Consider the following 26,706-nt stretch of genomic DNA (forward strand, 5'->3'; position numbering starts at 1 on the left):
CCGTGACCGCCAGCCTGACCGACGTGTCGACGTACCTGCCCGGCGAACCGATCGGCGCCGAGTACTACGCCAGGCACGCAGAATCCGACGAACTGCGCGACAACCTGATGTTCCGGGCGCCGCGGTGGCGCCATCACGTCGCCGAGGACGAGACTGCCGTGGACATGGTGGAGCGGGCCGCGGCCGGCCTGCTCGAGCGGCACGGCGCCGACGTGCTCGCCCAGGTGGACGTGCTGATCACCCACACCCAGCTGCCCGACATGCCGTTCTACGGCGGCGGCGCCGCGATGGCACACCGCCTCGGCATGAAACCAGAATGGGTGGTGGATCTGCACAACGGCGGCTGTGCGGCCTTCGTGCTCGGGCTCAAGCTGGCGCGTCAGCTGCTGACGTCGGGCGAGGGCCGGTGCGCGCTCGTTGCCGTCGCGCAGAACTCGGCGGGTCAGGTGTTCGACCAGCCGACCGTGCGGCGCCGGGCGCAGGCCGCTGTGCCCGGTGACGGCGCCGCCGTCGGACTGGTCACCCGGTCGGACGAATCACCGATCCTGGACGTGGTGTGCCGCACCTACGGCGAGTACGCCGGCGAGATGACGATATCGACGGACCCACCGCGCAAGTGGTGGCAGCCGGGCCCGGGCGAAGGCTGTATCGGATTCACCGAAGGCAGGATCACCAAGGTGCTGGCCAGGGGCAACCGGCAGGTACCGGAGGTCTCGCTGGCACTGTGCAAGCGAATCGGTCTGTCGCCCAGCGACATCGGACTGTTCGTCACCAACCAGCCCAACCGGGTGTTCCTGCGCAACTGGCGGGAAGCGCTGGAACTGCCCGCAACCCGGCATGCCGACACGTTCGACGAGTGCGGCAACCTGTTCGCCGCGGGCATCCCGGTGAACCTCGACCGGGCGATCAGCGACGGCCGGCTCGAGACGGGCGACGTCGTGCTGATGGCGGCGTTCGCCCATGCCGGCGACTTCGCCGGCGCCGCGGCCGTGCGCTGGGGTGGACGGGGCTGATGGGCTCCCCCCGCCGGGCGCTCGACGATGCGGTGGCCGCACTGCCCGACGCGTCGGACCCGCTTGCCCTGTCCCTGAACGAGAGTCCGTTCCCACCGTTGCCCGCGGTGCGGGCGGCGATGATCTCCGCGATCGACGCCGCCAACCGGTATCCGCCGTTCCTCCCCGAGCGGCTGCGCGCGTTGGTCGCCTCTCACGTCGGGGTCGCCGACGATCAGGTGGTCCTCGGCGTTGGCGCCACCGGCGTCGTCATGCAGGTGCTGCAGGCCGTCACCGCACCCGGCGACATCATGGTGATGGCGTCGCCGACGTTCGACGGATATCCGATCTTCGCCGCGACGGCGCGACTGATCTCGGTGACCGTCGCGCTCGACGTGTACGGATACCACGACCTCGACGCCATGGCCGAGGCGGCGCGCACCGCACGGGTGGTCGTGCTGTGCCGGCCGCACAACCCGACCGGCACCGTCGAATCCGCCGCCGAGGTCGAGGAGTTCCTGCGCCGGGTGCCCGCGGACACGGTGGTGATCCTCGACGAGGCCTACGTGGAATTCGTCGCCGCACAACACCGCATCGACGCGGCGGACCTGGTGCGGCGCTACCCCAACACCGTTGTGGTGCGTACCTTCTCGAAGGCGTACGGATTGGCGGGCGTACGGGTCGGCTACGCGTTCTGCGCGGCGCCGCTGGCCCGCACGCTGTGGACGTGGCAGCTGCCGTTCGGCATCGGCAGCACCGCGATGGTGGCGGTCGCGGCCTCCTATGACGCCGAATGCCAACTGCAGCAACGAGTCCGGGCCATCACGGCGGAGCGCCGGCTGCTGCGCAGGCGGCTGCGATCGGTGGGTGTACACAGCACCGACGCCCACGCCAACTTCGTGTATCTGCCGCCGCAGCGCCCGTGGCGCGACGTGTTCGACGGCACCGGCCCGCAAGTCCGCCACTACGCCGACGGCGGAGTGCGGATCACCGTCGGAAACAGGCGGTCGACCAGGGCGGTGCTGTCGGCGGTGGCGGGTTCGGAGCAGGTCTAGCCCACATCCGTCCGCGCGAGCCTAGGCCCGGTGCACCGCCGCGCGGATCACGTCCTCGGCATCGGCGTCGGCGACGAACCACAACTCGTCACCGGCGCGCAGCACGTCCGCGCGCGGCGGCAGGATCACCTGCTCGTCGCGCACGATGGCCACCAGCGCACTGTTCGCGGGCAGCGCCACGTCGCGCAGCCGCCGCCCGATGAACGGATTGTCGCCTGGATCCTCGCGGGGCAGCCGCAGCGTCGACACGTCCGCCCGTCCCCGCAGTCCCATCAGCGGCACCAGGTGACCGACGTCGATGGCGCCCTCCACGATCGCCGCGATGGCCTGCGGGGTGGACACCGCGACGTCGACACCCCAAGACTCGGTGAACAGCCACTCGTTGCGCATGTCGTTGACCCGGGCCACCACGCGCGGCACCCCGAACTCCGTCTTGGCCAGCAGCGCGGCCGCCAGGTTCACCTTGTCGTCACCGGTCGCGACGATCACCACGTCACAGGTCTGCAGCGCAGCCTCCTCGAGCGCCGCCAGCTCGCACGCGTCGGCAAGGAACCAGTCGGCGCCGGGCACCGTGGACGGCTGGTACTTCGCCGGATTGCGCTCGATCAGCAGGATCTTGTGACCGTTCTCGACGAGCTCGTTCGCCACCGACCGGCCGACCGCCCCCGCTCCGGCAATCGCGATACGCATGGTGTTCTCCTTCGCCGTGTCAACCTATGGTGACCGACCGGAGGGCGCGGCGCCGCACCGGTACTGAGATACTGGCGGGGACATGACGGTTCAGCAGCTGTACGTGACGCTGCTCGTCGGCGGACTCGTCCTGCTGTTCAGCATCGCGGCGACCAGGCTGGCCACGATCGCCGGCCTGCCGAGCCTGCTGCTGTTCCTCGGGGTGGGCGTGCTCATCGGCGAGGACGGCGTCGGGCTGCAGTTCGACGACGCCCAGCTCGCCCAGGCGCTGGGAACCGCGGCGCTCGGCATCATCCTGGTCGAAGGCGGCCTGACGACGCGGTTCTCCGACATCCGCGACGTCATCGCGCCCGCCGGTGTGCTGGCCACCGCCGGCGTCGCCATCAGCACCGGCATCACCGCCATCGGCGCGCACCTGCTGCTCGGCCTGGACTGGCAGCTCTCGCTGCTGCTCGGCGCCATCGTGTCGTCCACCGACGCGGCCGCCGTCTTCTCGGTGCTGCGGGTTGTGCCGCTGCCACGGCGGGTGTCCGGCCTGCTCGAGGCCGAGTCCGGCTTCAACGACGCCCCGGCGATCATCCTGGTGCTGCTGTTCAGCACCACACCGCTCGACCTGTCGCCGGGCGAGATCGCGTTCACACTGGTCTACGAGCTCGGGGTCGGCATCGCGATCGGCCTGGTGTGCGGGTTCGTCGGCGCCGCCGGGCTGCGCCGCATCGCACTGCCCGCATCGGGCCTCTACCCGCTCGCGACGTTCGGGCTGGCGTTGCTCGCCTTCGCCGCGGGCGGAACGCTGCATGCCAGCGGGTTCATCGCCGCCTACCTGTCCGCCCTCGTACTGGCCAACTCCGGGCTGCCGCACCGCTCGGCGATCCGCTCGTTCGCCGAGGGTTCCGGATGGCTCGCCCAGATCGGGCTGTTCGTGCTGCTCGGTCTGCTGGTGTCGCCGGACGAACTGCCGCGGGACCTGGTGCCCGCCCTCGTCGTCGGCCTCATCCTGCTGCTCCTCGGGCGACCGGTGTCGGTGGTGCTGTCGCTGTTCCGTTTCCGCGTGCCGTGGCGGGATCAGGTCTTCATCTCCTGGGCGGGGTTGCGCGGGGCGGTCCCGATCGTGCTGGCCACCTACCCGGTCGTGGAGGGCGTCCCCGGCAGCGAGCGGCTGCTCAACATCGTCTTCATCCTCGTGGTGGTGTTCACGCTGCTGCAGGGTCCGGGTCTGCGGACGGTCGCCGGCCGGCTCGGGCTGATCTCGCCGGACGCCACCCGCGAGATCATGGTCGAGTCGGCGCCGCTGGACGTGCTCGAGGCCGAGCTGCTGACCATGACCGTGTCGCCGGGCTCGTCGCTGCGCAACGTCACCGTGCTCGAATTGCGGCTGCCCGACCCGAGCGTCATCACGCTGATCATCCGCGAGGCGCGGCCGTTCGTACCGCAGCCCGAGACCCGCATCCAGATCGGCGACGAACTGCTGATCGTGACCACCTCGAAGACGCGGGAGGCCGCCGAACGCCGGCTGCGCGCGGTGAGCCGGCGCGGCCGGCTGGCGCACTGGTTCGGCGAGTACGGCCTCCCCGACTGACCCTGCGCGCTCGGCCGTGAGCCGGCCAGTTCATGCGGTATGAAGAGGCGTGGCCATCCAACCCTCCGACCGCCGCGACCCGATCGGCCTGGCGCGTGCCAACTGGGAGGGCGCCGGCTGGGGCGAGGTCGCCGACGGGATGGTGGCGGTGACGTCGGTGATGCGGGCGCACCAGATCCTGCTGGCCCGGGTGGAGACGGCGCTGCGCCCCTACGACCTGAGCTTCTCGCGCTTCGAGCTGCTGCGGCTGCTGGCGTTCAGCCGCAGCGGCGCCCTGCCGATCACCAAGGCGTCGGACCGGCTGCAGGTCCACGTGACCAGCGTGACCCACGCGATCCGGCGGTTGGAGGCGGCCGGCCTGGTCGAGCGCATCCCACATCCGACCGACGGACGCACCACGCTGGTGCGAATCACCGACCTCGGCCGCTCCACGGTCGAGGACGCCACGGTGACGCTCAACAAGGAGGTGTTCGCCGACATCGGCCTGTCCGGCGAGGAGTCCCGCGCGCTGGCCGCGTCGATCGAGACGCTGCGCCGCCATGCCGGTGACTTCTAGGCGCCGCCGATCTCGCCGTGATGCACCGTCAGCCAGTCGCGGAACGACTGCAGCTGCGGGTCGAGTTCGCGGACCAGCTCGAGGTCGCGTGCCGCGGAGAACTGCTCGGAGTTCTCGGCGTAGTACTGGAACATGTTGCCCATCTCGACCGCGGAGGGAAAGCCCTGTGCGCGGAACTCGTCGAAGCCGGTCGGGCGGTACTCGACCTCTTCGCCGAGCGCGTCGGACAGGGCCTCGGTGTACTGCCGGCCGGTCAGGTGATCCCCGGCGATGCTGACCGTCTCTCCGATGAACTCGCCGCGGCGGAAGATGCCGGCAGCCACCCGGCCGATGTCGTCGACGGCGATACCGGGCACCGGGCGGTCGGTGAGGGGTGCGGTGAGGATCAACCGGCCGCCCTCGCGAACCGGGGCCGTGGCTCCCGTGAAGTTCTCGTAGTAGAACGTGCTGCGTAACAACGTCGTCGGCACGCCGTAGTCACGGAACAACGCATCGGCCTCGGCCTTCACGTCGAAATGCGGCACCTTGTACCGCTCCTCCACCGTCGGGATGCGGTCGTCGTCGCCGAAGAACGTTCGGGTGTCCTCGAGCGTCGACCAGATCACGTGCGCCACGCCGGTTTCAGCAGCCGCCGATGCCGCGGCGTCGGCCTGGGCGAGTTCCATCTCACCGCGGCTGCGCGCCGCGTCGTCCTCCGGGGACCGTTGGGCCCAGTAGTTCGTCACGATGTAGGCGCCGTGGACGCCGGCGAAGGCCTTGACGATGCTCGCGCGGTCGTCGAGGTCGGCTTCCACGACCTCGGCTCCGGCCGCCGACAGCCGCTGGGCGCCTGCCGAGTCGGCATTGCGGGTCAGTGCGCGCACGGTGAAGGCGGAATCGGCGAGGAGCGCGCGCACCACTGCACCGCCCTGTGCTCCCGTGGCTCCGACCACTGCCACCGTTCGGTCATCTGTCATGTCGAACTCCTTAGGTTGATGTGTCAACCTCAAAAGTAGAGCGTTCTGGTTGATGTGTCAACCTGATCGGCTACGATCGGTGCCATGTCCGAGGCAAGCCGGCTCACCGCCGGTGAACAACAGGCCTGGCGTGCCTACGTCGAGATGCAGCATTGCCTCGAGCGGTATCTGGGCCGCACGCTGCAGCGGGACTTCGGCCTGTCAGAAGCGGACTTCGAGGTGCTGGTCAACCTGTCCGAGTCGCCTGGGTCATGCATGCGCGCCGTCGATCTCGGGCGGGCCACCCAGTGGGAGAAGAGCCGGCTGTCGCACCACCTGCGGCGGATGGAGGAACGGGGCCTCGTCCGGCGGCAGGCGGGCAGCGGGCGCTATCCGGAGATCGTCCTCACCGATGCGGGCCGGGCGGCGATCGAGGCAGCGGCGCCCGCCAACGCTGCCCGGGTGCGGCAACTCTTCGTCGAGGTGCTCGGTCCGGACCGGTTGGACACCATGCGTGCCATTGCCGAGGACGTCACCGCGGCGATCGCCGCGCACCAGGAGGCGGACCGCAGAGTCGACAACTGAACCGCTCCCGCACGGCGCTCGGTCAGTCGGGTGCGGCCGCCGGCAGCGGGATGGTGGCCGTCACCGCGGTACCCGCCCCGGGCCGCGACCGGATGTTGAGCCTGCCACCGACGATCTCGGCGCGTTCGGCCATGGACAGCAGGCCGTAGCCGCCCATCTCGTCGCTGCCCAGCGGATGCTCGAAGGTGTCGAAACCGATTCCGTCGTCCACGATTTCGAGCTTGGCGACATCGCGCGCGTCGGCCACCGAGAAGGTCAGCCGCGCGGTGGCGGCCCTGGCGTGTTTGACGACGTTCTGCAGGCACTCCTGCGCGATGCGATACAGCGCCAGCTCGATGTGGTCGGGCAGTCGGACCTCCGCGAGGTCGACCTGGATCTCCACCTGGGGGATCGACCGGGCCAGGCTGGCCAGTCCGCCGGCCAGCCCGAGGTCGTCGAGCACCGGCGGCCGCAGATTGCCGATGGCGGCGCGGGCCTCGCCGAGTGTCAGGTCGACGAGTTCGCGGGCCATGCCCAGCTGTTCGGCCGCACTGGCCGGATCCGCCGCCCTGGCGGCCGCGTCGAGCCGGTAGGACAGCGTCACCAGCCGCTGGGAGATGCCGTCGTGGATGTCGGCGGCCAGCCGGCGGCGCTCCATCTCCTGTGCCTCGATCACCTGCTCGACGAAGTTCTCGTGCGCGCGTTCGCGGGCCACCAGCTGGCGGTGCAGCCGCGCCTGGTGCAGCGCACCCGCGATCAGCCGCCCGATGACCAGCAGCAGTTCGACGTCGCGGGCGGCGAACTCCCGCCGCGCGACGGTGTGCACGTTCAGCACACCCACCAGACCGCCGGGATCGGTCTCCATCGGCACCGACACCATCGAGGTGAAGTCGCGCCCGCGCAGCGACTCGAACGGCATGTAGCGCGGGTCGGACTCCTTGTCGTCGGCGATGATCACGGGTTCACGATGGCTGGCCACCCAGCCCGAGATGCCCTGCCCGAGCGGCAGCCGGATCTTGCCGACCTCGCTGTCGAACGGCGGCGTCGCACCGGCCAGCGTCAGCGACCGTTCGGTGTCGTCGAGCACGTGCACGAAGCACACGTCGGTGGCGGTGGCGGCGGTGATCATCCTGGCGGCCGCCGCGGCCAGCGGTTCGACGCCGGGACCGCTGGAGGCGGCCTGGATCAGCTCGCGCAGCAAGGCCAGCTCCCGGTCGGCGGCCAGGGCGTACTGACCGAGGTCGCGCACCGCGTGCGGCCTCACCGGTAGATGCCCTCACGCAGGGCGGTGGCCACCGCGCCGGTCCGGTCGCTGACGCCGAGCTTGCGGTAGATCGACCGCAGATGGCTCTTCACGGTCTCGTCGCCGATCACCAGCTTCCCGGCGATACCGCGGTTGGACAGGCCGTTGACGACGTAGGACAGGATCTCGCTCTCCCGCTGGGTGAGGCCCTGCCGGGCGCCGGGCCAGAACTCGTCGCGCTGCAGGCGGGCCGCGGTGTCGACCGCCCGCGCGGCCATCGTCGGGTCGATCGCCGTCTCGCCGCCGTGCACGAACTCCAGCTGGCGCACCAGTTCGTCGCTGCCGATGCTCTTGAGCAGGTATCCCGATGCGCCCACCCGGAGCGCCTGGAACAGGTACTGCTCGTCGTCGTAGACCGACAGCATCACCACCTTCTGGGCGGGGTCGCGCTCGCGAAGCTGCAGGCAGAGGTCCAGGCCGCTGGCGCCCTGCATCCGGACGTCACACAGCACGATGTCCGGTTTGAGGTCGTCGATCACACCGACCGCGCGCTCGGCGCCGACTGCCTGCCCGACCACGGTCACCCGGTCGTCGAACGCGGCGAGCATGGCCTTGAGGCCTTCGATGACCATCTCGTGGTCGTCGACCAGCACGAGGCGCACCGGAGAGGCCATGGCCATCACCTTAGGGCCGCCGCCGCGCGTGGTAGCGCAACTTCGCGCCGCCAATCCCCCCAATGGGGGAGGCGCCGGCCTGTGACGTAGACCACTGTTGTCGCATGCCCTCCACCGAGCAGAGAACATGGCGCGCCGGTCGATTCTGGTGGGACGGCGGCCACGCCGCCGACGCCGACGACTCCCGGCTGCAGGCACTCGTCTTCGACCTCGACGCACTCGCCGACGTCGAGTTCGAGGTGCACCGCAAGGTCTTCAACGCCGCCTTCGCCGCCCACGGCATGCCGTTCACCTGGTCCGTCAGCCGGTACCGGCAGCTGCTGGCCCTGAGCGACGAGCGGCAGCGCGTCACCGCCGAACTACGCAAGCGCTGCGTCGGCACCGAGTGCGACGTGCTGACCGAACTGCTCGCCGACGAGATCTGCGCCACCAAGGCGATGATGTTCGACGAGATGATCGCCGAGGCCGACCTGGCGCCCAGGCCGGGGCTGGTCGACCTCGTACAGGACGCCTATGCCGCCGGCGTGCCGGTCGCGGTGGTGTCCAGCGGGCGGCGCAGCCTGGTGGAGCCGCTGGTGCGCCAACTGGTCGGAGAGGGCCTGGTCGAGGTGCTGGTCACCGCCGACGACATCAGCACGCCTGCGCACTGCGGCGAGGCGCACCAGCATGCGCTCGCAGAACTCGGACTGCCCGCGCGCAGTGTCCTGGCGATCGCGGGGTCGCCCGCCGGGCTGCGACAGGCGAATAGCGTCGGGATGGCGACCGTGCTGATCGACGGCGCCGGTGGCTGCGACATCCCGGCCGCCGCCGCGGTGCGCGCCGACTACATCGGTGCGGGCACCGGTGCGCTGCGGATCGCGGACTGTCAGCGCCTGCACGCGCGCTGGAGCAGCCGGCGGCGGTCAGCCGCGTAGCTTCTCGATCACCGCGCTGAAGTCCTTGTCGGCGTGTTCGGTGGCGAACTCCGCGTAGATCTCGGCGGCGTGGGTACCGAGGGGTGCGGCCGAGCCGGTGGACTGCACCGCCGCCATGGCCAGCCCGAGGTCCTTATTCATCAGCGCGGTGGCGAAGCCCGGCTTGAAGTCGTTGTTGGCCGGTGAAGCCGGAACCGGCCCCGGCACCGGGCAATTGGTGTGCACGGCCCAGCAGTTGCCGGTCGCACCGGTGATCACGTCGAACAGCGACTGCGCGGGCAGGCCGAGTTTCTCCGCGAGCACGAACGCCTCGCCGATCGCGATCTGTTGCACGGCCAGCACCATGTTGTTGCACAGTTTGGCGGCCTGGCCGGCGCCGGACTGCCCGCAGTGGATGATCTTGCCCGCCATCGGGTCCAGCACCGGGCGGGCCCGCTCGACGGCCGCATCGTCACCGCCGACCATGAACGCGAGGGTGCCCGCGGTCGCGCCCTTGATGCCGCCGGACACCGGCGCGTCGATCTGGGCGAACCCGAGGTCGGCCGCCTGACCGTTGATGGCCCGTGCGTCATCGACCGAGATCGTGGAGGTGTCGATGAACAGCGTGTCCGGCTTGGCCGCGGGTAGCACCTCCGCGTAGCAGGCCTTGACGATGTCGCCGTTGGGCAGCGAGGTGATCACCACATCGGCCTCGGCGACGGCGGCTGCGCCGCTGTCGAACACCCTGGCGCCCTTCGCCTCTGCGGCCGCCTTGGACGCGGCGACCGGGTCGAAGCCGCGGACGTCGTGACCGGCGGCGAGCAGATTCGCCGCCATCGGGCCGCCCATGTTGCCCAGTCCCAGGAACGCGATCGTCGCCATCTGTCTAATTCCCCTGTCGCTTCGCTCTGATGTCAGGTTCTCCGGTCACGACGCGCGGGCCCGGCCTGCCGCGGCCCGCCCGATCACCACGCGCATGATCTCGTTGGTGCCCTCCAGGATCCGGTGCACCCGCAGGTCGCGGACGATCTTCTCCAACCCGTACTCCCGCAGGTAGCCGTATCCGCCGTGCAACTGCAGAGCCTGGTCGGCCACCTCGAAGCACGCGTCGGTGACGTAACGCTTCGCCATCGCGCACAACTCGACCCGGTCGGGGTGGTCGTCGTCGAGTGCCGTCGCGGCCCGCCACAGCAGGGTCCGCGAGGTCTGCAGCGCAGTCGCCATGTCGGCCAGCGTGAACCGGATGGTCGGCTCGTCGAGCAGCGCCCCGCCGAAGGCCTGCCGGTCGGCCAGGTAGCCGGCCGCCTTGTCGTAGGCCGACTGCGCGCCGCCCAGCGAGCAGGCCGCGATGTTGATGCGGCCACCGTTGAGGCCCTTCATCGCGATGCCGAAGCCCGCGCCCTCGCCCTCGGCGCCCCCGAGCAGCGCGTCGGCGGGCAGCCGGACGCCCTCGAGGATCACCTGTGCGGTGGGCTGGGCGTTCCAGCCCATCTTCAGCTCCTCGACGCCGAAGCTCAGCCCCGGGGTGTCCCTGGGCACCACGAACGCCGAGATGCCGCGCGGGCCTTCGGATCCGGTGCGAGCCATCACCACGTAGAGGTCGGAACTGCCCGCCCCGGAGATGAACTGCTTGACCCCGTCGAGCACCCAGCCGTCGCCGTCGCGCACGGCCTTGGTGCGCAGCGCGCTCGCATCGGAACCCGCCCCCGGTTCGGTCAGGCAGTAGCTGGCGATGGCCTCCATCGAGGCCAGCCGCGGCACCCAGGACTTGCGCTGTTCCTCGGTGCCGAACGTGTCGACCATCCACGCGCACATGTTGTGGATCGACAGGAACGCCGCGACCGTCGGGTCGGCGGTGGCGAGCGCCTCGAAGATGCGCACGGCGTCGATCCGCCGCAACCCGCTGCCGCCGACGTCATCGCGGCAGTAGATCGCCGCCATGCCGAGTTCGGCGGCTTCCCGCAACACGTCGGTGGGGAAGTGGTGGGTCTCGTCCCACTCCAGAGCGTGTGGCGCCAGGCGCTTCTCGGCGAACGCGGCCGCCGTCTCGGCGATCACGCGTTCGTCGTCGTCGAGGCCGAACAGGTCCATGGATCCGCTATTTCATCGTGGGGATGACGAACTCGGCGCCATCCTTGATGCCCGACGGCCAGCGCTGGGTGACGGTCTTGACCTTGGTGTAGAACTGGATCGACGCCGGGCCGTGCTGGTTCAGGTCACCGAAGCCGGAGCGCTTCCAGCCGCCGAAGGTGTGGTACGCCACCGGAACCGGGATCGGCACGTTGACGCCGACCATGCCGACCTGCACCTTGGCCACGAAGTCGCGGGCGGTGTCGCCGTCGCGGGTGAAGATCGCCACCCCGTTGCCGTATTCGTGTTCCGACGGAAGAGCCAGTGCCTCTTCGTAATTCGAGGCACGCACGATGCACAGCACCGGGCCGAAGATCTCGTCGGTGTAGATCGACATGCCCGGGGTGACGTGGTCGAACAGGGTGGGGCCGATGAAGTAGCCGCCCTGCAGGTTCTGGTCGTCGAACGTGAGGTCGTCGCTGGCGCGTTCGCGGCCGTCGATGACGGCTTCGGCGCCGGCGTCGACGCCCTGGCCGATGTAGTCACGCACCCGCTCGAGCGCCGCGCCGGTGACCAGTGGACCGTAGTCGGCCTTGGGGTCCAGGCTGTGCCCGACCCGCAACTGGTTGACGCGCTCGACGAGCTTGTTCCTGAGGCGGTCCGCGGTCTCCTTGCCGACGGGCACCGCGACGCTGATCGCCATGCACCGCTCGCCGGCACTGCCGTATCCGGCGCCGATCAGCGCGTCGACGGCCTGGTCGAGATCCGCGTCGGGCATCACGATCATGTGGTTCTTGGCGCCGCCGAAGCATTGCGCGCGTTTGCCGTTGGCCGCGGCGGTGGAGTAGATGTACTGCGCGATGTCGGAGCTGCCGACGAAGCCGACGGCCTGGATCTGCGGGTGGTGCAGGATCGCGTCGACGGCTTCCTTGTCGCCCTGGACCACCTGGAACACCCCCGGCGGCAGACCCGCTTCGAGGAACAGTTCGGCCAGTCGCAACGGCACCGACGGGTCACGCTCGGAGGGCTTGAGGATGAACGCGTTCCCGCACGCCAGTGCCGGGCCGGCCTTCCACAGCGGGATCATCGCCGGGAAGTTGAACGGCGTGATCCCGGCGACCACCCCGAGCGGCTGACGCAGCGAGTACACGTCGATGCCGGTGCCTGCACCCTCGGTGTACTCACCCTTGAGCAGGTGCGGGATGCCGATCGCGAACTCGATGACCTCGATGCCGCGCTGGATGTCGCCCTTGGAGTCGGCCACCGTCTTGCCGTGCTCGATGGACAGCAGTTCGGCCAACTCGTCGACGTTCTGGTTCACCAGTTCGACGAAGCGCATCATCACCCGCGCGCGGCGTTGGGGGTTGAACGCCGCCCACTGCAGCTGCGCCTCCGCGGCGCCGGCGACGGCGGTGTCCACGTCGGCGGCCGAGGCGAGCAGCACCTGGGCCTGCGCCTCACCGGTGCTGGGATTGAGCACGTCCGCGGTGCGCGTCGACTGGCCGTTGGTGCGCCGGCCGTTGATGAAGTGTGGAATCTGTGTGCTCATGGAATGCCCCTACGCCGACGATGCCGATTACTTGGATATCCTAGTAAATGCTCGTCGGGGTTGGCAAGAGTGCTCGCACTCATGGTGACACCCGATGGCCCCAGCGGGTGACCGTCGCCGTCTCCCGCCGGTAGGTGTCGTGCGGCGTGGGGTCGGCCGACAGCAGCACCGCACCCCATGCTGCGTCCGGGCGGCCGACGACGCGACTCGGCACCTCGTAGAACCGGCTGTAGGGCACCAGTGCGGCGAAGCTCCCGCCCAGCGACTGGTCGGTGGGTTCGGTGAACCACGGCCCCGGCGACGCGATCACCACCCTGGGCACCTGGGCCACCCCGGCGGACACCCGCGCGATGTCGGGCAGGCACGGGAACAGGAAGCCCTGCGGCCAACTGATCAGCACCGGCCCGCGGTCGGCGAGAAAGTCGTTGAGCGGCAACGTGGATCGAGTCCGTGGCCCCGTCACCGCGAGCCAGCCGTCGCGGTCCGCGGCGTCGTCGACCGCCAGCACCCGCATCCGGTCGGCGCCCGGCGGAATGCCGGCGGCGTCCAGCCCGACCGACCGCCACGCCGGATGCAGCGAATTGTCCTCACCCGACGTCGTGTCCTCGGGCGCCACGGCCGGCCCCACCGGCGTGACGGCATCCGTCCCGGCGCGGCCGAACTCCAGGCGGACCGCGCTCGCGCCGTGGCCGCGGCCGTTCACGGACACCGCGACCGAGGCGCCGGGCGGGAGGACGAACCAGGGGCTGATCAGCCTTCCGGTACCCGCCGCCGCCCCCCGGCTGCCCCACAGATGGGTGGACATGCCGGTGCCCGGTGCATCAGGAGGAGGCGCATCGGGATCGAAACCGCCGAGCGGGACGAAGCCGGTCTCCTCGGTGGCCGGCCCTGCCGACAGCAGCGGGGGGCCGTCGGCGAGCACCTCGATGTCATCGGCCAAGCCGCAGTAGGGTCCTGCGGTCAACCGGTCGATGTTGACCAGCGCCAGCGATCCCTGCGGCCGCCGGACCGGCGCCACGGTGAACGACGCCAGCAGCAGCGTCACGGAGACGGCCGCAGCGGTCCCCGCCACCAGACCGGGAACGACGAGCAGGGCATCCCGCCGCGAGGAAGCGACCGCGACGAGCGCAGCGACGACGGCCCCAGCCGGCCACAGCCACCACGCCGACAGCGGCACGCCGAGCGGGCGGATCGGTCCGTCGGCCCACGGCACGTCGTAGAGGACCGGCAGCCACCAGGCATTCGACCCGGAGAAACACAGGGTGGCGGCGCATGCCACGATCAGGGCTCCGATCACGGCGGTCACTCTGTCGGCGAGGGTGATTCGCGACCGGGTGAAGCGGGCCAGCGCCACCACGCCGACGGTCAGGAGCGCGGCGAACAAGCCTGCTGCCGCGCCGAGGTGGTAGGACCACTTCGACGGGGCGAAGGCCAGCAGCGCCAGGGCCAGCACCAGGACGCCCGCCATGCGCAACGCCGAACGCGCGGTGGCACCGGGGCGCCTGCGCACCGCGAGCGCCACCACCGTCGGCACCAACGCCAGCGACAACAGCACCGGGATCCGCTTGGCGGCGCTGCCCTGCTGGGAGTCGCCCAGCAGATACGCGTAACGCTCGGTTTCCCGGTACCACGGAAGCGACGGTCCGAATTCGGTGTGCCAGCGGGTGGCGGTGCGCACGCCCTCCCACGTCTCGTCCGCGAACACGACGACGAACGCGACGGCGACGAGGCAGCAGAGCGCCGCGACGGTCCCCGCGATCAGTGTGCGACTCGGTCCGGCGCCCCCCACGATGCGGACGATCCGCGGCGCGAACAACGCGGCCGGCGCGACGACCATGACCGCCGACGGGCTGACCGGCAACACCAGCGCGGCGGTCAGGGACGCCCAGCCCAGCGTCGCGGGAGCGCGGGACCGCCACAGCAGCGTCAGCACCACGACGAGCCCGAGCGCGACATAGCCTTCGGGGCGGGTACCGAGGTTGAACGGCAGCCACGCCGCGAGCAGGGCTGTCGCGGCGAGCACACGCACCCACACCGATGACGCCACCGCGGGCAGCGCGACGCCGAGAAGGCCCCGGCTGAACACGAACCAGGTCGCCACCGCCAGCACGGTGCTCGGCAGTCGCAACCACAGTGGCGCGAGGCTCACCTGGGTCAGCGGTGCGAGTAGTTGCTGGCTGAAGGCGAACGGCGACTCGGCGGCATTCCACCAGCGGTAGTAGTTGCCCGGGCTGCCGGTGTCGGCCACGTTGCGGGCGATGGTGGTGGCCCAGCCGTCGTCGACCGCGAGCGGCCCGATGACGGCCCACCCGCACAGCACCGCCACCACCGCCGCGTCGATCGCCATCAGGTGCCACCGCGACGACGGCGGCGGCGGCCGCGGCCAGGACGGCTGTGACGGCGAAAGGCTGTGCAGGAGAACGAGAACGATGGCCGCCGCAAGAAGCGCCACCACCACCAATGCCACTTTCGCGACGCTGGGCCGGGTGGCGAAGGGGTCGTCGACCCGCACGGTCATCGTCATGCCCACCGCGTCGTCCGGGCTCAGCGCGGTGCGGAACGCGAGCACCTTCGGCACGGGCGCGTCCAGGACTGTCTGCGGTGCCGCGTCGCCGCCGATCTCGATCTCCGAGTGAGCCGCCCGCACCGTCAGAGCGCAGCCGGGATCGCCGTCCGGCAGATCGATGACCCGATCGCCCGGCAGCATGCGCAGCACACCGTTGTCGGTGTACAGGACCAGTCCCTCGGCGTCGGGCGCGGTGGCGAGCACCGTGGTGCGCTCCGGCCGGGCACGCGCGGCCGCCACCGCCGCGCACGGCACCGAGGCCGACATCTCGGTGGGCCGGTACGGCAGCACCTGCGCAGTGCTGGACATCACCGCTGCGCCGGGCGCCGGCCATGTCAGGACGGTCCGCTCGGCGTGCACCGGCGCGAACGGCAACGCGAGCGCGGCTGTCAGCCCTACGGCAGAGACGCCGAGCAACAGCCACGCGGAGACCGGCCGACGCAGGCGGAGTTTGCTTGGCACTGCAGCGCCACGTTAGGGGTAGCGGCCGCTGCAGGGCCCCATCGAGGCATTACGGGCCGGTGACGTCGCTGCACCGCGATCCAATCGCATTCCAATCGGGCTCAGTACCTTCGCGGAACGACCCACGGATCGAAGGGAACAGGGATGACACGGTCAACGAAGACGGCGGCACTCGTCGTCGCCACTGCGCTGGCACTAGGTGCGGCCACCGCGTGCGGCTCCGAGGACAAGACGAACACCGCCACCACCTCGGCGAGCACGTCGGCGTCCGCCTCGGCGGCCGCGTCGAGCAGCGCCGCACCCAGCAGTGCGCCTCAGGGGCCGGATGTCACGGTGGCCGACTACCTGCGGGACAACGGCATCAGCCAGACCTTGGTGAAACGGGGCGAACCCGGCACACCGCAGCTCAACCTGCCGATCCCGCCGGGCTGGCGCGACCTCGGCGCGGACGCGCCCGAGGATGCCTGGGGGGCCATCGTCCTGGACGGGCCCGCCGCGACAGACCCGCCGGCCGTCATCGCGCGGATGGCCCGGCTGTCCGGGGGCGAGCCCGACGCCGCCGAGATCCTGAAGCTGGCACCGAATGCATTGCGGAACCAGCCCGGTTACCAGGGTTCGGAAGGCCAGCCGGCCGAGCTCGGCGGCTTCCAGGCGACGGCGGTCGCCGGCACGGTCCAGAAGGACGGCGCGGCGATGTTCGTCGCCCGCAAGACCGTGGTCATCCCCGGGCAGGACGGGATGTACCTGCTGGCACTTGACGCCCAGGGCACCGAGGATCAGCAGGCGGCGATCACGGACGCGATGTCGGTGATCGACGCGGAGACCACCATCGAGCCCTGACCGTCAACGCCTGCGCAGCTCCTCGACGAACGCCTCGGTGTCCGCCCAGGCCGGCAGCAGCCCGGCGGCCTGGACCTCGGCGAGCGGCGGCGCCGCCGCGTCGCGATCCGACAGCACCAGCTCGCCGTCATAGCCCCAGTCGATGCCGAGCTCGGGGTCGCGCGGGTCGATGGTGTGCTCACGGTCGGGGGCGTAGGCCGTCGAACACAGGTACATCACCGTCGATCCGTCGCGCAGCGACAGGAAGGCGTGGCCGAGGCCCTCCGACAGGTACACCGACCGGCGGTCGCGGTCATCGAGCAGCACGGAGTCCCACTGACCGAATGTCGGTGAGCCAACCCGGATGTCGACGACGACGTCGAGCACCGCGCCGTGCAGACAGGTGACGTACTTGGCCTGGCTCGGCGGCAGCTCGGAGAAGTGCACACCGCGCACCACGCCGGCTGCCGACACCGAGCAGTTGGCCTGGGCGAGGTCGAACCCGTGTCCGGCGAACCCCCGGAAGCCGCGGTCGGTGAACCACTCGAAGAACACCCCACGACTGTCCGTGTGCACGGTCGGTGTGATCTCCCAGGCGCCAGGCACCGTCAGCTCGCGGACGGTCACTGTCCGCGCTCCTCGTACCGGGCCTCGACTGCGTCTTTGAGCGGCCGCCACCAGGCTTCGTTGTCGCGGTACCACTCGACAGTGGAGCGCAGGCCCTCGGCGAAGTCGGTGTGTTTCGGGGCCCATCCCAGCTCGTCGTGGAGCGCGGAGGGGTCGATCGCGTAGCGGAGGTCGTGGCCGGCCCGGTCGGTGACGTGGTCGAAATCGTCGGGATCGCGACCCATGATCGCCAGCAGTGTGCGCAGCACCGACAGGTTGTCGCGCTCACCCTCGGCGCCGATCAGATAGGTGCGGCCGATCTCGCCGCGTTCGAGGATGCGCCACACCGCACTGTTGTGGTCGTCGACATGGATCCAGTCGCGGACGTTGGCGCCGCTGCCGTAGAGCTTGGGGCGCCGCCCGGTGAGGATGTTGGTGATCTGGCGCGGGATGAACTTCTCGACGTGCTGGTACGGCCCGTAGTTGTTGGAGCAGTTGGAGATCGTCGCGCGGATCCCGTACGACCGCACCCAGGCCCGCACCAGCATGTCGGCGGCCGCCTTGGTCGACGAGTACGGGCTCGACGGGTTGTAGGGGGTCGCCTCGGTGAATCGTCGCGGCTGATACAGCGGCAGGTCGCCGTACACCTCGTCCGTGGAGACGTGGTGCAGCCGGACTTCCCGGTGCGCTTGGTGGCGGCGCACCGCCTCGAGCACGGTGTAGGTGCCGATGACGTTGGTGTGCAGGAACGGCTCGGGATCCGCGAGTGCGTTGTCGACATGGGTCTCGGCCGCGAAGTGCACGACGGTGTCGGCGCCGGCGACGAGCCGGTCCATCAGGGCGCCGTCGGTGATGTCGCCCTCGACGAGGTCTATCGCGCCCTGCACCGGGGTGAGCGACTCACGGCTGCCGGCATAGGTGAACGCGTCGAGCACGGTGACCGACGCGGCCTTCTCGCCGACCGCGCGGTGGACGAAATTCGCGCCGATGAACCCGGCACCGCCGGTGACCAGCAGTCGCATGGGCTCGACCCTATCGGGCGCCGCGGCGCACGCTCACCCCGCGCGCGGGTCAGCCCTTGAGGCCGAGGGGGCCTGCGAGCTCGGTCAGCGTCGGGATGAGCGCGTCCTTGCCGCCGAGCACCTGGATCGTCACATGGTCGGCGCCCGCATCGAGATGCTGGTTCAGGCGGGCGGCGATCTCCTCCGCCGTGCCGTACGCGACCACCGCGTCGATCAGCTTGTCGCTGCCCGGTTTGGTGACGTCGTCGTCGGTGAAGCCGAGCCGCTTCCAGTTGTTGACGTAGTTGCGCAGGTCGAGATAGAACTCAACCGTCTGACGGCCGACGTCGCGAGCCTCGTCGGCATCGGTCTCCAGCACCACCTTGTGCTCGGGTGCGAGGAAGACCGTCGGGCCGATCAGATTACGGGCCTGGCCGGTGTGCTCGGGCGTCGTCAGATACGGATGCGCTCCCGCGCTGCGCCGCGCCGACAGCTCGAGCACCTTCGGGCCGAGCGCGGCGATCACGCGGCGGCTCGTCGGCACCTTGGCGGCGTCGAGCTTGTCGAGGTACTCGACAAGCACGTCGTAGGGCTTGCGGTACTCATCGGTGTGCTCGGGATGGCCGATGCCGACGCCGAGCAGGAACCGGTTCGGGTACGCGTCCTCGATGCGGTGATAGGACTCCGCGACCTCCTCGGCGGACGACGCCCAGACGTTGACGATGCCCGTCGCGACCTGCAGTGTCTCGGTCTGCTCGAGGATGGGCTCGACGAACGACAGGTCGGCCGCGGGTGATGCGCCCACCCACAGCGCCCCGTAGCCGAGCTTCTCGATCTCCGCGGCCTGTTCGGGTGCCGGCGCCCCGCCGGTCCAGACGCCGTAGCGGCCCAGTCCGGGCTTGAGCGACACGCCCTCGCTGGTCGAAGCCTCACTCATACGATTCGAGTCCCTTCAGGTTCACTGCAGGCCGAGCGGCCCAGCCAGGTCGGCCAGTGCGGGCACCAGCTTGTCAGGTCCGGTCAGCACCTGCACCGGCACGTGGTCGGCGCCGGCGGCGATGTGCTGCGCGAGTCGCGCGGCGATCTCCACCGGTGTTCCGTAGGCGACGACGGCGTCCACCAGACGGTCACTACCCGGTTTTGCCAGATCTTGATCATCGAACCCGAGACGCCGCCAGTTGTTCAGGTAATTCTGCAGGTCGAGGTAGATCTCGAGGGCTTTGCGGCCGACGGCGCGGGCGCGTTCCGGATCGGTGGTCAGCACCGCCTTGTGCTCGGGCGCGAGGAATGCGTCGGCGCCGATCACCTCGCGGGCCGTGGCGGTGTGCTCGGGGGTGGTCAGATACGGGTGGGCACCCGCCGACCGGTGCGCCGAAAGTTCGAGCACCTTCGGGCCGAGCGCGGCGACCACCCGGCGGTCCTTCGGGACGCCGTATTCGTCGAGCTTGTCGAGGTAGTCGTTCAGTGCGACCAGCGGCTTCTTGTACTCCGAGTCGGCTTCGGGGTGGCCGACGCCGATGCCGAGCAGGAACCGGCCCGGGTAGGCGGCCTCGATGCGGTGGAACGACTCGCTGACCGGGCCGGGCTCGGCGCTCCACACGTTGACGATGGCGGTGGCGAGCTGCAGCTTCTCGGTGGCGCCGAGGATGGGGTCGATCCACTCGAGGGCGGCAGGCGGGGAACCGCCCGCCCAGATGGCGCCGTAGCCGAGCGCCTCGATCTCCCGCAGCTGTGCGGGAGACAGCTGTGCGAACTGGGTGTAGAGCCCCATGACGCCGTAACGGCCCATGTCAGGTTTGGTCATGGTGGCGACAACCTCCGGCCGGTCGAGAGCTATTCCGTTCCGCTCAGGTCGAGCGGAATCATTCGGTGCCGGCGGCGGACAGTTCACCGGGCGTCGGCGTCACCGGCGGCGGCGCCACCAGCGGCAGGCACACGATGAACCGGGTGTCTCCGGGGCGGGACTGCACCGAGAGGTTCCCTGCGTGCTTCTCCACCACGATGCGCCACGCCAGGTCCAGGCCGAGCCCGGTGCCCTCGCCGAACGGTTTCGTGGTGAAGAACGGGGTGAAGATGCGGTCGACGATGTCCTCGGGGATGCCGGGGCCGTCGTCGCAGATCTCGACCCGGATCATCTGCTCGCTCTCGCGGCTGGTCCGGATGGTCAGGGTGCCGTGCCCGTCCATCGCCTGGATCGCGTTGTCGATGATGTTGGTCCACACCTGGTTCAGATCGCCCGGGTAGCACTGCAATTCGGGCAGCGTCTTGTCCATCTCCTTGACGATCGTGATGGGCCTGCCCTTGCCCTGATGGCCGATCTTCTCGCCGAACATCATGATCGTGCTGCGAAGCAACTCGTGCACGTCGGCGCTCTGGTACGAGCCGCGGTCCATCTGCGAGTACTGCTTGGCCCCGGCGAGCAGCGCCGAGATGCGCTTGCTGGCCTCGGCGATCTCGTTCATGCGCAGTTCGTTGTCGATGGTGTACTTCAGCCACCCGACCGCGGCCTGCAGCGACGCGGTGGCGTCGACCTCGTCCACCGAGGTGAGCACCTTCTCCAGCCAGTCGGTGTCGAGACCGGCCTCGACGAATGTCGGTGCGTAGTCCCAGGCGCCGACGATGTCGTGGCTCTCGAGCCAGTCACCGATCGCGTCCTCCCGGTCGGACGCCTCGAGCGCCGACAGTTCGACGCCCCGGTTCTTGGCCACCTGCTCGGCGACGTCGTCCTGGATCCGGACCAGCACGCGCAGTGCCTCGGGGGAGAACTTGCCGTCGGCGAGCATCGAGAGCTTGTGCCGCATCTTGCCGACCGTCTCCCGCAGGTCGGAGACGGCCCGCGCCGTGGCGGCCGCCGGATTGTTGAGCTGATGCGTCAGGCCCGCGGTGATGGTGCCCAGCGCCAGCAGCTTCTCGCGCTGCCCGATGATCTGGCTCTGCCGCCTGCCACCGACGAGGTGCCCCTCGAGCAGGTGCACCGCCATCGGGAACTGCGTCTGCATGAACTTGGCGAAGTCGTTCGAGTCCAGCACGAAGCAGCGCGACGGCTTGGTCAGCCGCACCGAGGCCTGGTAGCTCTGCTCCTCGCCGGGGATGTAGGCCGACCATGCGCCGAAGTACACGCCGCGCTGGGAGGTCCGGTTGGTCTGGATGTCGACTCCGCCCGAGCGCTTCGACATGATCAGCTCGCCGTCGATCATCACGTAGAAGCAGGTGGCGGGTTCGCCCTCGGTGCTTATCGGCCCGGCGGGGAAGGTCTCGATGTGGCCGGCCTCGCAGAGGATGTCCAGCTGCGCGTCGGAGAGGTCCTCGAAGAGGAACAGCGTGCGGAGTTCCTCGCGCACGCACTCCTCACCGTTCTGCGAGCCCATGGGACGTCCTTCCTAGGCTTCCGCCAGGTACCGGTGCACCAGCATCACAGCCATCGAACCCTCGCCGACGGCCGCCGCCACGCGCTTGGCGGATTCGGAACGCACGTCTCCTGCAACGAACACTCCGGGGACACTTGTTTCCAGGTGGTGGGGCGGACGCTCGAGCATCCATCCGCTGACCTTGGTCACATCTGGTCCCGACAGGATGAAACCGTGATCGTCGCGGGCTATTCCCGCTTCCTCCAGCCAGTCGGTGCGCGGCGTCGCGCCGATGAAGCAGCACATCCGGTCGCAGGACACCGTCTCGGTCTCGCCCGACTGCCTGTCGATCAGGACGAGACCCGACAGGTGGCCGTCCTCGGCCAGGGTGTCCTTGACCTCGGTGCAGGTCCGGACCCGGATGTTCTCCTTCTTGAGGATCCGGTCGACGAGGTACTGCGACATGCCCGCCTCCAGCGACGGACCCCGGATCAGCATCGTGACCGTCTTGGCGGTCTCGGACATGTACATCGCGGCCTGACCGGCCGAGTTGGCGCCGCCCACGATGTAGACGTCCTCGCCCTGGCACTCGCTGTTGTCCGACACCGAGGCCCCGTAGTAGACGCCGCGGCCGATGTAGTTGCAGTCCGGGTCGTCGGGATCGTCCCAGCAGCCGTTGATCTGCAGCTGGCGGTACTCGACGCCGGTGGCGAGGATGACGGCGCGCGCGCCGATGGTGCTGTCCGGCAGGCGGATCGAATGGGCGGCGCCGATGCCGTTGACCTCGAGCCTGCCCGCCTCCTGGGTGGTGATGACCTCGGCGCCGAAGCGCTCGGCCTGCCTGCGCGCCGTCGTGGTGAGGTTGGCGCCCGAGACGCCGTTCTCGAAGCCGAGGTAGTTCTCGATCTTGGAGCTGCGGCCCGCCTGCCCACCCGTCGACGACCTCTCGATGAGCACCGTCCGCAGGCCCTCGGACGCGCCGTACACCGCGGCCGCCAGGCCGGCAGGACCGCCGCCGATCACCGCGAGGTCGTACATGTCCAGCTGCGGGCTGGTCGACAGGCCGAGCAGGGTGGCCAGTTCGGCGTCGGTCGGCTCGACGAGCGTCTCACCCTTCTCGGTGATCACGACCGGCAGCCGGCTGCCGTCGACGCCGGCGGCGTCGAGCAGCTGCCTGCCCTTGTCGTCCTCGGCGTTGACGGCGCGGAACGAGTACTCGTTGCGGGCCAGGAACTGCCGCACCTGCCAGGACCGCTCGTTGTACCGGTGCCCGATGACCTTGGTGTACGGCATCGCCCGGTCGCCCACGGCGCGCCACTCCTCGAGCAGGCCGTCGAGCACCGGGTAGAGCTTCTCCTCCGGCGGGTCCCACGGCTTGAGCAGGTAGTGGTCCAGGTCGACGACGTTGATCGCGTCGATCGCGGCGTGGGTGTCGGCGTAGGCCGTCAGCAGCACCCGGCGGGCGAGCGGGAAGAACTCCATCGCCTTCTCGAGGAACTCGATGCCGCTCATCTGCGGCATCCGGTAGTCGGCGACGAGCACCGCGACGGTGTCGCCGCGCAGTTTGAGTTCCTTGAGGGTGGCCAGCGCATCGGCGCCCGATTCGGCCCGCAGGATGCGGTACCGCTCGCCGTAGTGGCGGCGCAGGTCACGTGCGACCGCGCGGGACACCGCCGGGTCGTCGTCGACCGTGAGGATCGCAGGTTTTCGGGTCTGGTGATCAGGACGCGTCATCACCGGTAATTATGCGCCGGTCGTCCAGTGGGTATCGGGTCGTACGCTCACAGCGTGACCGATCTCGAATTCTCTGAGGCGATCCGCGTCGCGCTTCCGCCCGAGCAGGTCTACGCGCTGGTCTCCGACATCACCCGGATGGGGGAGTGGAGTCCGGTGTGCAAGGCGTGCTGGTGGGAGGACGGCGGCGGGCCGGAGGTGGGGGCGTGGTTCGTCGGCCGCAACATCACTCCGGAACGGACCTGGGAGACGCGCAGCCAGGTGGTGGCCGCCGATCCGGGCCGCGAATTCGCCTGGGAGGTGAACGGTGGCTGGGTGCGCTGGGGCTTCACGATGGCCGCCGAGGACGGTCAGGCGGGCACGCGGCTGACCCAGTCATGGGTCTTCCTGCCCAAGGGCATCGCAGGCTTCCACGAGCGGTACGGCGAGGCGGCGGAGGCGGAGATCGCCAAGCGCAGCGAGGCGGCGAAGAGTGGTATCCCCGCGACGCTGGCCGCGATCAAGCAGACCGCCGAGGATTGAGGATCGAGAGCCACGTCATGGTCCGCCGCGCTTGTGAGCAAGGCCTCCCGGATACTTCGGGGCTGCGTGGCTACCTTCTAACGCATGGGATCACGCAACGACGATGAGGCCGGACGGGAGTCGGGCCGCTCTGTCGTGGAGCGACTGCCCGGATCGGGGCCGCTGCGCACCGTGCTGGCGCCGCTGACCCGCACGGGCGGCTACTACGCGAAGTCCTGGCGCGACTATCTCGGTGACGGGCCGGACCAGATGCCGATCGCACGTCCGACCGTCGCGCTCGCCGCTGAGGCGTTCCGCGACGAGGTGGTCCTGCTGGGGCTGCGGGCACGCAGGCCCGTCAGTGGTGCGCGCGGATTCGAGCGCATCAACGGCGAAGTCGAGGAGGCACTCGAGTTCTACGGTGAGCGCGGGCTGCTCGACGAGCCGCAGCGGTACTTCGCTGCACCCGAGCCGCTGACCGACGTGGAGGTCAGTCCCGTGCGGCGGCGCAACCGCTCCTATTCGCGGTTGCGTTGGCAGAGTGGGTATCGTCCGCTGCCCGGCGAGCCCGGCGGCGATCGCTGGCTGGGTTATCGGGCGATGTCGCGCGGTTACGGGTTGATGCTGCGGCACCCTGATCCGCGGCCGTGGCTGATGTGCGTCCATGGAACCGAGATGGGCCGTGCCGCAATCGATCTGGCGCTGTTCCGGGCCTGGTACCTACACGAGACGCTCGGCCTCAACGTCATGTTGCCGGTGCTTCCGATGCACGGTCCCCGGGCGGCGGGGCTGCCGAAAGGCGCGGTGTTCCCGGGCGAGGACGTGCTCGACGACGTCCACGCGACCGCCCACGCCGTTCACGACGTCCGCAGCCTGCTGTCGTGGATCCGGCGGGAACAGCCGGACGCGCCGATCGGTGTGTATGGAATGTCGTTGGGCGGCTTCATCTCCGCGCTGGTCGCCAGCCTCGACGACGACCTCCTGTGCGCAGTCCTCGGCGTGCCCGTCGCGGACCTCGTCGAACTGTTGGGCCGCCACTCGGGACTGCGCCGCGACGATCCCCGCCGCCGGACCATCGAACTCGCCACCCCGCTCGGCCGGATGATCTCGCCGCTGGCCATGGAACCGAGGGTGCCGATGAGAGGCCGGTTCATCTACGCCGGCCTCGCCGATCAGGTCGTCCACCCGCGCAAGCAGGTCGGTCGCCTGTGGGAGCACTGGGGACGCCCGGACATCGAGTGGTATCGGGGCGGGCACGCCGGGTTCTTCCGGTCCCGGCCGGTGCAGCGCTTCGTCACCGACGCGCTCACGCAGTCCGGCCTGGTCTCAGCCCTTCCGCCGGGCGCTGCGGAACCGTCCGGCGCGCTGACCGGCTGAGCAGGTCAAGACGCCGGCGGCGCGACCGGATGCGAGTTCGGCTGCGCCGGTTGGCCGTCGGAGCCGGCCATGTCCGTCGACCCGGCGCGGTTCAGCATCGCGGCCACGTCGATCCCCGACGACTTGAGCGACTCGACGATCTTCGCGACGGCCAGCGGGCTGACGCCGAGCAGCCCACCCACCGCGTCCTGGGTGTCCGACGAACCGCCGATGATCGACAACCGGTCGACCGAGGCCAGTGGCAGAGCTGCGGCCTCGGTCGCCTTGACGACCGACGCGAGCACGTCGGGCAGCATCAGCAGCCGGGCGGCGTCGGCGCTGTAGTTGTTCAGTGCGGCGGCGATCTCCTTCTTACCGGTCGCCTCGGCCACCAGCTTGGCCTCGATGCCCGCCGCCTCGGCGAGTTGCTCGACCCGCAGCGCGTCGGCCGCCGCCTTGCGGGCGTCGGCCTCGGCCTGCCCGGCGCGCACCGCGGCCTCGGCCTGGGCTTCGGCACCCAGGATCGTCGACTGGCGCTGGCCTTCGGCGCGGGCGATGTCGGCCGCCCGCTGCGCCTCCGCCGGCGCGATGACGTCGGCCTGCAGCGCCGCCTTGGCCTGCTCGGCGCGACGTTGCTCCACCTCGATGCGGGCCTCCACGCGGGCGGCCTCCGCCTGCTCGGTGGCGATGCCGACGTCCTTCTGGGCGCGTGCGTTCGCCAGCGGCCCCGCCATGTCGGCCTGGGCGTTCTCGGCCTCGGTCTGGGCGCGCAGGCGGGCCAGTTCGACGTCGCGCTTCTGATTGGCGGACGCGATCGCGGTGTCGGCCTCGGCTTGGGCGACCGAACCGGCCTGGCGGGCCTTGGCCGACTGGATCTGCGCGTCGCGCTCTGCCTCGGCGGTGCCGATGGCGGCGTCGCGCTTGACCTCGGCGATACGGCGCTGGCCGAGGGATTCCAGGTAGGCGTTGCGGTCGGAGATGCCGGCGATCTTGAGGACGTCGACCTCCATGCCGATGCGGGCGAGGTCACCGCCGGCTTCGTCGACCACGCTGCGCGCCAGGGTGTCGCGGTTTGAGTTGAGGTCCTCGACGGTCATCGTCGCGGTGATGCCGCGCAGGCTGCCCGCCAGGATCTCGTTGATCTGCCGCTGCAGCTCGTTGAGGTCCGAGGTGAGGAAGCGCTGCACCGCCGTCTGCACGGCCTCCTCCGACGAGCCGATGCGGACCAACCCGACCGCCTCGACGTTGACCGGGACGCCGTTGTTGGACAGCGCGTTCTGCAGGTTGATGCTGACGTTGAACGGTTCGAGGCTCATGATGTCGACCCGTTCGATCCCCGGCACGCGGAATCTGGCGCCGCCGCGGACCACCTTCGGGGTGCCGCGGCCGGTGAAGACGGCCACCTCGTTGGGCGGCACCTTGATGTAGTTCTTCACGTAGATCAGCGGGAGCGCGACGAACAGCAGCAGCGCCGCGATCACCGCGACGATCACGATCATCAGCACGGACATGGG

24 protein-coding genes are annotated in these 26,706 nt (G+C 70.0%); 9 read left to right on the forward strand and 15 right to left on the reverse strand.

Annotation, left to right across the window (positions count from 1 at the left end):
• The first annotated feature begins 2 nt into the window (after positions 1-2).
• Together H7I41_RS03210 and H7I41_RS03215 are read left to right on the forward strand one after the other, a co-directional pair.
• The gene (locus H7I41_RS03210; RefSeq protein ID WP_264011119.1) at positions 3-1,013 is read left to right on the forward strand and encodes a 3-oxoacyl-ACP synthase III family protein; all 1,011 of its coding nucleotides are present in this window, start codon (positions 3-5) and stop codon (positions 1,011-1,013) included.
• Positions 1,013-2,047: a pyridoxal phosphate-dependent aminotransferase gene (locus H7I41_RS03215; RefSeq protein ID WP_264011120.1), complete on the forward strand. Its 1,035-nt coding sequence runs from the start codon at positions 1,013-1,015 to the stop codon at positions 2,045-2,047. The genes H7I41_RS03210 and H7I41_RS03215 overlap by 1 nt, the downstream gene beginning before the upstream one ends.
• A gap of 21 nt (positions 2,048-2,068) precedes the next feature.
• Here H7I41_RS03215 and H7I41_RS03220 read toward each other — a convergent pair whose 3' ends face one another.
• Positions 2,069-2,737, reverse strand: a complete 669-nt coding sequence (locus tag H7I41_RS03220; protein WP_264011121.1) for a potassium channel family protein — start codon at positions 2,735-2,737, stop codon at positions 2,069-2,071.
• A gap of 82 nt (positions 2,738-2,819) precedes the next feature.
• On the opposite strand from H7I41_RS03220, the gene H7I41_RS03225 reads away from it, so the two are divergent.
• Both H7I41_RS03225 and H7I41_RS03230 read left to right on the forward strand, forming a co-directional pair.
• On the forward strand, positions 2,820-4,316 hold the full coding sequence (locus H7I41_RS03225; RefSeq protein ID WP_264011122.1) for a potassium/proton antiporter: 1,497 nt from the start codon (positions 2,820-2,822) through the stop codon (positions 4,314-4,316).
• Between the two features lie 49 nt (positions 4,317-4,365).
• A complete protein-coding gene (locus H7I41_RS03230) occupies positions 4,366-4,872 on the forward strand; it encodes a MarR family winged helix-turn-helix transcriptional regulator (RefSeq protein ID WP_308214577.1) in 507 nt (168 codons plus the stop codon).
• On the opposite strand, the gene H7I41_RS03235 is transcribed toward H7I41_RS03230, so the two are convergent.
• Positions 4,869-5,828 (reverse strand): NmrA/HSCARG family protein, encoded by a 960-nt coding sequence (locus H7I41_RS03235; RefSeq protein WP_264011123.1) that lies wholly within the window; start codon positions 5,826-5,828, stop codon positions 4,869-4,871. The genes H7I41_RS03230 and H7I41_RS03235 overlap by 4 nt on opposite strands.
• A gap of 84 nt (positions 5,829-5,912) precedes the next feature.
• Between H7I41_RS03235 and H7I41_RS03240 the strand changes: the two genes are divergently transcribed.
• Positions 5,913-6,392 (forward strand): MarR family winged helix-turn-helix transcriptional regulator, encoded by a 480-nt coding sequence (locus tag H7I41_RS03240; RefSeq protein ID WP_264011124.1) that lies wholly within the window; start codon positions 5,913-5,915, stop codon positions 6,390-6,392.
• 22 nt (positions 6,393-6,414) lie between these two features.
• On the opposite strand, the gene H7I41_RS03245 is transcribed toward H7I41_RS03240, so the two are convergent.
• Positions 6,415-7,635, reverse strand: coding sequence for a GAF domain-containing sensor histidine kinase (locus H7I41_RS03245; RefSeq protein ID WP_264011125.1), 1,221 nt, complete (start codon positions 7,633-7,635; stop codon positions 6,415-6,417).
• Entirely contained in the window at positions 7,632-8,294 is a 663-nt protein-coding gene (locus H7I41_RS03250; protein ID WP_264011126.1) for a response regulator, read from the reverse strand. The genes H7I41_RS03245 and H7I41_RS03250 overlap by 4 nt, the downstream gene beginning before the upstream one ends.
• A gap of 98 nt (positions 8,295-8,392) precedes the next feature.
• Here H7I41_RS03250 and H7I41_RS03255 point away from each other — a divergent pair, with 98 nt between their 5' ends.
• Positions 8,393-9,202 (forward strand): HAD family hydrolase, encoded by an 810-nt coding sequence (locus H7I41_RS03255; protein ID WP_264011127.1) that lies wholly within the window; start codon positions 8,393-8,395, stop codon positions 9,200-9,202.
• Here the strand turns inward: H7I41_RS03255 and mmsB are convergent.
• The 4 genes from mmsB to H7I41_RS03275 form a co-directional block, all read right to left on the reverse strand.
• Positions 9,191-10,063: a 3-hydroxyisobutyrate dehydrogenase gene (gene mmsB, locus H7I41_RS03260; protein ID WP_264011128.1), complete on the reverse strand. Its 873-nt coding sequence runs from the start codon at positions 10,061-10,063 to the stop codon at positions 9,191-9,193. The genes H7I41_RS03255 and mmsB overlap by 12 nt on opposite strands.
• A 45-nt stretch (positions 10,064-10,108) precedes the next feature.
• Positions 10,109-11,272 carry an acyl-CoA dehydrogenase family protein gene (locus H7I41_RS03265; protein WP_302471744.1) on the reverse strand — a complete coding sequence of 388 codons (1,164 nt, stop codon included), beginning with the start codon at positions 11,270-11,272 and terminating at the stop codon, positions 10,109-10,111.
• A gap of 7 nt (positions 11,273-11,279) precedes the next feature.
• Positions 11,280-12,800 carry a CoA-acylating methylmalonate-semialdehyde dehydrogenase gene (locus tag H7I41_RS03270; protein ID WP_264011129.1) on the reverse strand — a complete coding sequence of 507 codons (1,521 nt, stop codon included), beginning with the start codon at positions 12,798-12,800 and terminating at the stop codon, positions 11,280-11,282.
• Between the two features lie 79 nt (positions 12,801-12,879).
• Positions 12,880-15,828, reverse strand: a complete 2,949-nt coding sequence (locus tag H7I41_RS03275) for an arabinosyltransferase domain-containing protein (protein ID WP_264011130.1) — start codon at positions 15,826-15,828, stop codon at positions 12,880-12,882.
• Positions 15,829-15,972: 144 nt separating this feature from the next.
• On the opposite strand from H7I41_RS03275, the gene H7I41_RS03280 reads away from it, so the two are divergent.
• Positions 15,973-16,668 carry an LpqN/LpqT family lipoprotein gene (locus tag H7I41_RS03280; protein WP_264011131.1) on the forward strand — a complete coding sequence of 232 codons (696 nt, stop codon included), beginning with the start codon at positions 15,973-15,975 and terminating at the stop codon, positions 16,666-16,668.
• Positions 16,669-16,671: 3 nt separating this feature from the next.
• On the opposite strand, the gene H7I41_RS03285 is transcribed toward H7I41_RS03280, so the two are convergent.
• From H7I41_RS03285 to H7I41_RS03310, 6 genes are read right to left on the reverse strand one after another with little or no spacing between them, the layout of a single operon-like run.
• Positions 16,672-17,274, reverse strand: a complete 603-nt coding sequence (locus H7I41_RS03285) for a dTDP-4-dehydrorhamnose 3,5-epimerase family protein (RefSeq protein WP_264011132.1) — start codon at positions 17,272-17,274, stop codon at positions 16,672-16,674.
• A complete protein-coding gene (gene rfbB / locus H7I41_RS03290) occupies positions 17,271-18,275 on the reverse strand; it encodes a dTDP-glucose 4,6-dehydratase (RefSeq protein ID WP_264011133.1) in 1,005 nt (334 codons plus the stop codon). Before rfbB ends, H7I41_RS03285 begins: the two co-directional genes overlap by 4 nt.
• A 49-nt stretch (positions 18,276-18,324) precedes the next feature.
• Positions 18,325-19,191: an LLM class F420-dependent oxidoreductase gene (locus H7I41_RS03295; protein ID WP_264011134.1), complete on the reverse strand. Its 867-nt coding sequence runs from the start codon at positions 19,189-19,191 to the stop codon at positions 18,325-18,327.
• A 21-nt stretch (positions 19,192-19,212) separates the two neighbouring features.
• The gene (locus tag H7I41_RS03300; RefSeq protein ID WP_264011135.1) at positions 19,213-20,058 is read right to left on the reverse strand and encodes an LLM class F420-dependent oxidoreductase; all 846 of its coding nucleotides are present in this window, start codon (positions 20,056-20,058) and stop codon (positions 19,213-19,215) included.
• Positions 20,059-20,116: 58 nt separating this feature from the next.
• A complete protein-coding gene (locus H7I41_RS03305) occupies positions 20,117-21,622 on the reverse strand; it encodes an ATP-binding protein (protein WP_264011136.1) in 1,506 nt (501 codons plus the stop codon).
• A gap of 12 nt (positions 21,623-21,634) precedes the next feature.
• Positions 21,635-23,335 (reverse strand): NAD(P)/FAD-dependent oxidoreductase, encoded by a 1,701-nt coding sequence (locus H7I41_RS03310; RefSeq protein ID WP_264011137.1) that lies wholly within the window; start codon positions 23,333-23,335, stop codon positions 21,635-21,637.
• 54 nt (positions 23,336-23,389) lie between these two features.
• Between H7I41_RS03310 and H7I41_RS03315 the strand changes: the two genes are divergently transcribed.
• Together H7I41_RS03315 and H7I41_RS03320 are read left to right on the forward strand one after the other, a co-directional pair.
• Positions 23,390-23,857, forward strand: coding sequence for an SRPBCC family protein (locus H7I41_RS03315; protein ID WP_264011138.1), 468 nt, complete (start codon positions 23,390-23,392; stop codon positions 23,855-23,857).
• A gap of 174 nt (positions 23,858-24,031) precedes the next feature.
• Positions 24,032-25,213 (forward strand): alpha/beta hydrolase family protein, encoded by a 1,182-nt coding sequence (locus H7I41_RS03320; RefSeq protein WP_372503662.1) that lies wholly within the window; start codon positions 24,032-24,034, stop codon positions 25,211-25,213.
• Between the two features lie 5 nt (positions 25,214-25,218).
• On the opposite strand, the gene H7I41_RS03325 is transcribed toward H7I41_RS03320, so the two are convergent.
• Complete coding sequence (locus H7I41_RS03325) at positions 25,219-26,703, reverse strand: flotillin family protein (RefSeq protein WP_264011140.1); 1,485 nt, start codon at positions 26,701-26,703, stop codon at positions 25,219-25,221.
• Positions 26,704-26,706 lie beyond the last annotated feature (3 nt).

This window comes from [Mycobacterium] manitobense (assembly GCF_025821665.1).
Taxonomy (GTDB): domain Bacteria; phylum Actinomycetota; class Actinomycetes; order Mycobacteriales; family Mycobacteriaceae; genus Mycobacterium; species Mycobacterium arseniciresistens.

Excerpts from the sequence above, each read along its gene's own strand:
- H7I41_RS03325 (WP_264011140.1), bottom strand. The coding sequence starts at position 26,703 with ATGTCCGTGCTGATGATCGTGATCGTCGCGGTGATCGCGGCGCTGCTG.
- H7I41_RS03265 (WP_302471744.1), bottom strand. The coding sequence starts at position 11,272 with ATGGACCTGTTCGGCCTCGACGACGACGAACGCGTGATCGCCGAGACG.
- H7I41_RS03235 (WP_264011123.1), bottom strand. The coding sequence starts at position 5,828 with ATGACAGATGACCGAACGGTGGCAGTGGTCGGAGCCACGGGAGCACAG.
- H7I41_RS03215 (WP_264011120.1), top strand. The coding sequence starts at position 1,013 with ATGGGCTCCCCCCGCCGGGCGCTCGACGATGCGGTGGCCGCACTGCCC.
- H7I41_RS03250 (WP_264011126.1), bottom strand. The coding sequence starts at position 8,294 with ATGGCCATGGCCTCTCCGGTGCGCCTCGTGCTGGTCGACGACCACGAG.
- H7I41_RS03220 (WP_264011121.1), bottom strand. The coding sequence starts at position 2,737 with ATGCGTATCGCGATTGCCGGAGCGGGGGCGGTCGGCCGGTCGGTGGCG.
- H7I41_RS03295 (WP_264011134.1), bottom strand. The coding sequence starts at position 19,191 with ATGAGTGAGGCTTCGACCAGCGAGGGCGTGTCGCTCAAGCCCGGACTG.
- H7I41_RS03240 (WP_264011124.1), top strand. The coding sequence starts at position 5,913 with ATGTCCGAGGCAAGCCGGCTCACCGCCGGTGAACAACAGGCCTGGCGT.
- H7I41_RS03305 (WP_264011136.1), bottom strand. The coding sequence starts at position 21,622 with ATGGGCTCGCAGAACGGTGAGGAGTGCGTGCGCGAGGAACTCCGCACG.
- H7I41_RS03270 (WP_264011129.1), bottom strand. The coding sequence starts at position 12,800 with ATGAGCACACAGATTCCACACTTCATCAACGGCCGGCGCACCAACGGC.
- H7I41_RS03310 (WP_264011137.1), bottom strand. The coding sequence starts at position 23,335 with ATGACGCGTCCTGATCACCAGACCCGAAAACCTGCGATCCTCACGGTC.
- H7I41_RS03225 (WP_264011122.1), top strand. The coding sequence starts at position 2,820 with ATGACGGTTCAGCAGCTGTACGTGACGCTGCTCGTCGGCGGACTCGTC.
- mmsB (WP_264011128.1), bottom strand. The coding sequence starts at position 10,063 with ATGGCGACGATCGCGTTCCTGGGACTGGGCAACATGGGCGGCCCGATG.
- H7I41_RS03280 (WP_264011131.1), top strand. The coding sequence starts at position 15,973 with ATGACACGGTCAACGAAGACGGCGGCACTCGTCGTCGCCACTGCGCTG.
- H7I41_RS03300 (WP_264011135.1), bottom strand. The coding sequence starts at position 20,058 with ATGACCAAACCTGACATGGGCCGTTACGGCGTCATGGGGCTCTACACC.
- H7I41_RS03255 (WP_264011127.1), top strand. The coding sequence starts at position 8,393 with ATGCCCTCCACCGAGCAGAGAACATGGCGCGCCGGTCGATTCTGGTGG.
- rfbB (WP_264011133.1), bottom strand. The coding sequence starts at position 18,275 with ATGCGACTGCTGGTCACCGGCGGTGCCGGGTTCATCGGCGCGAATTTC.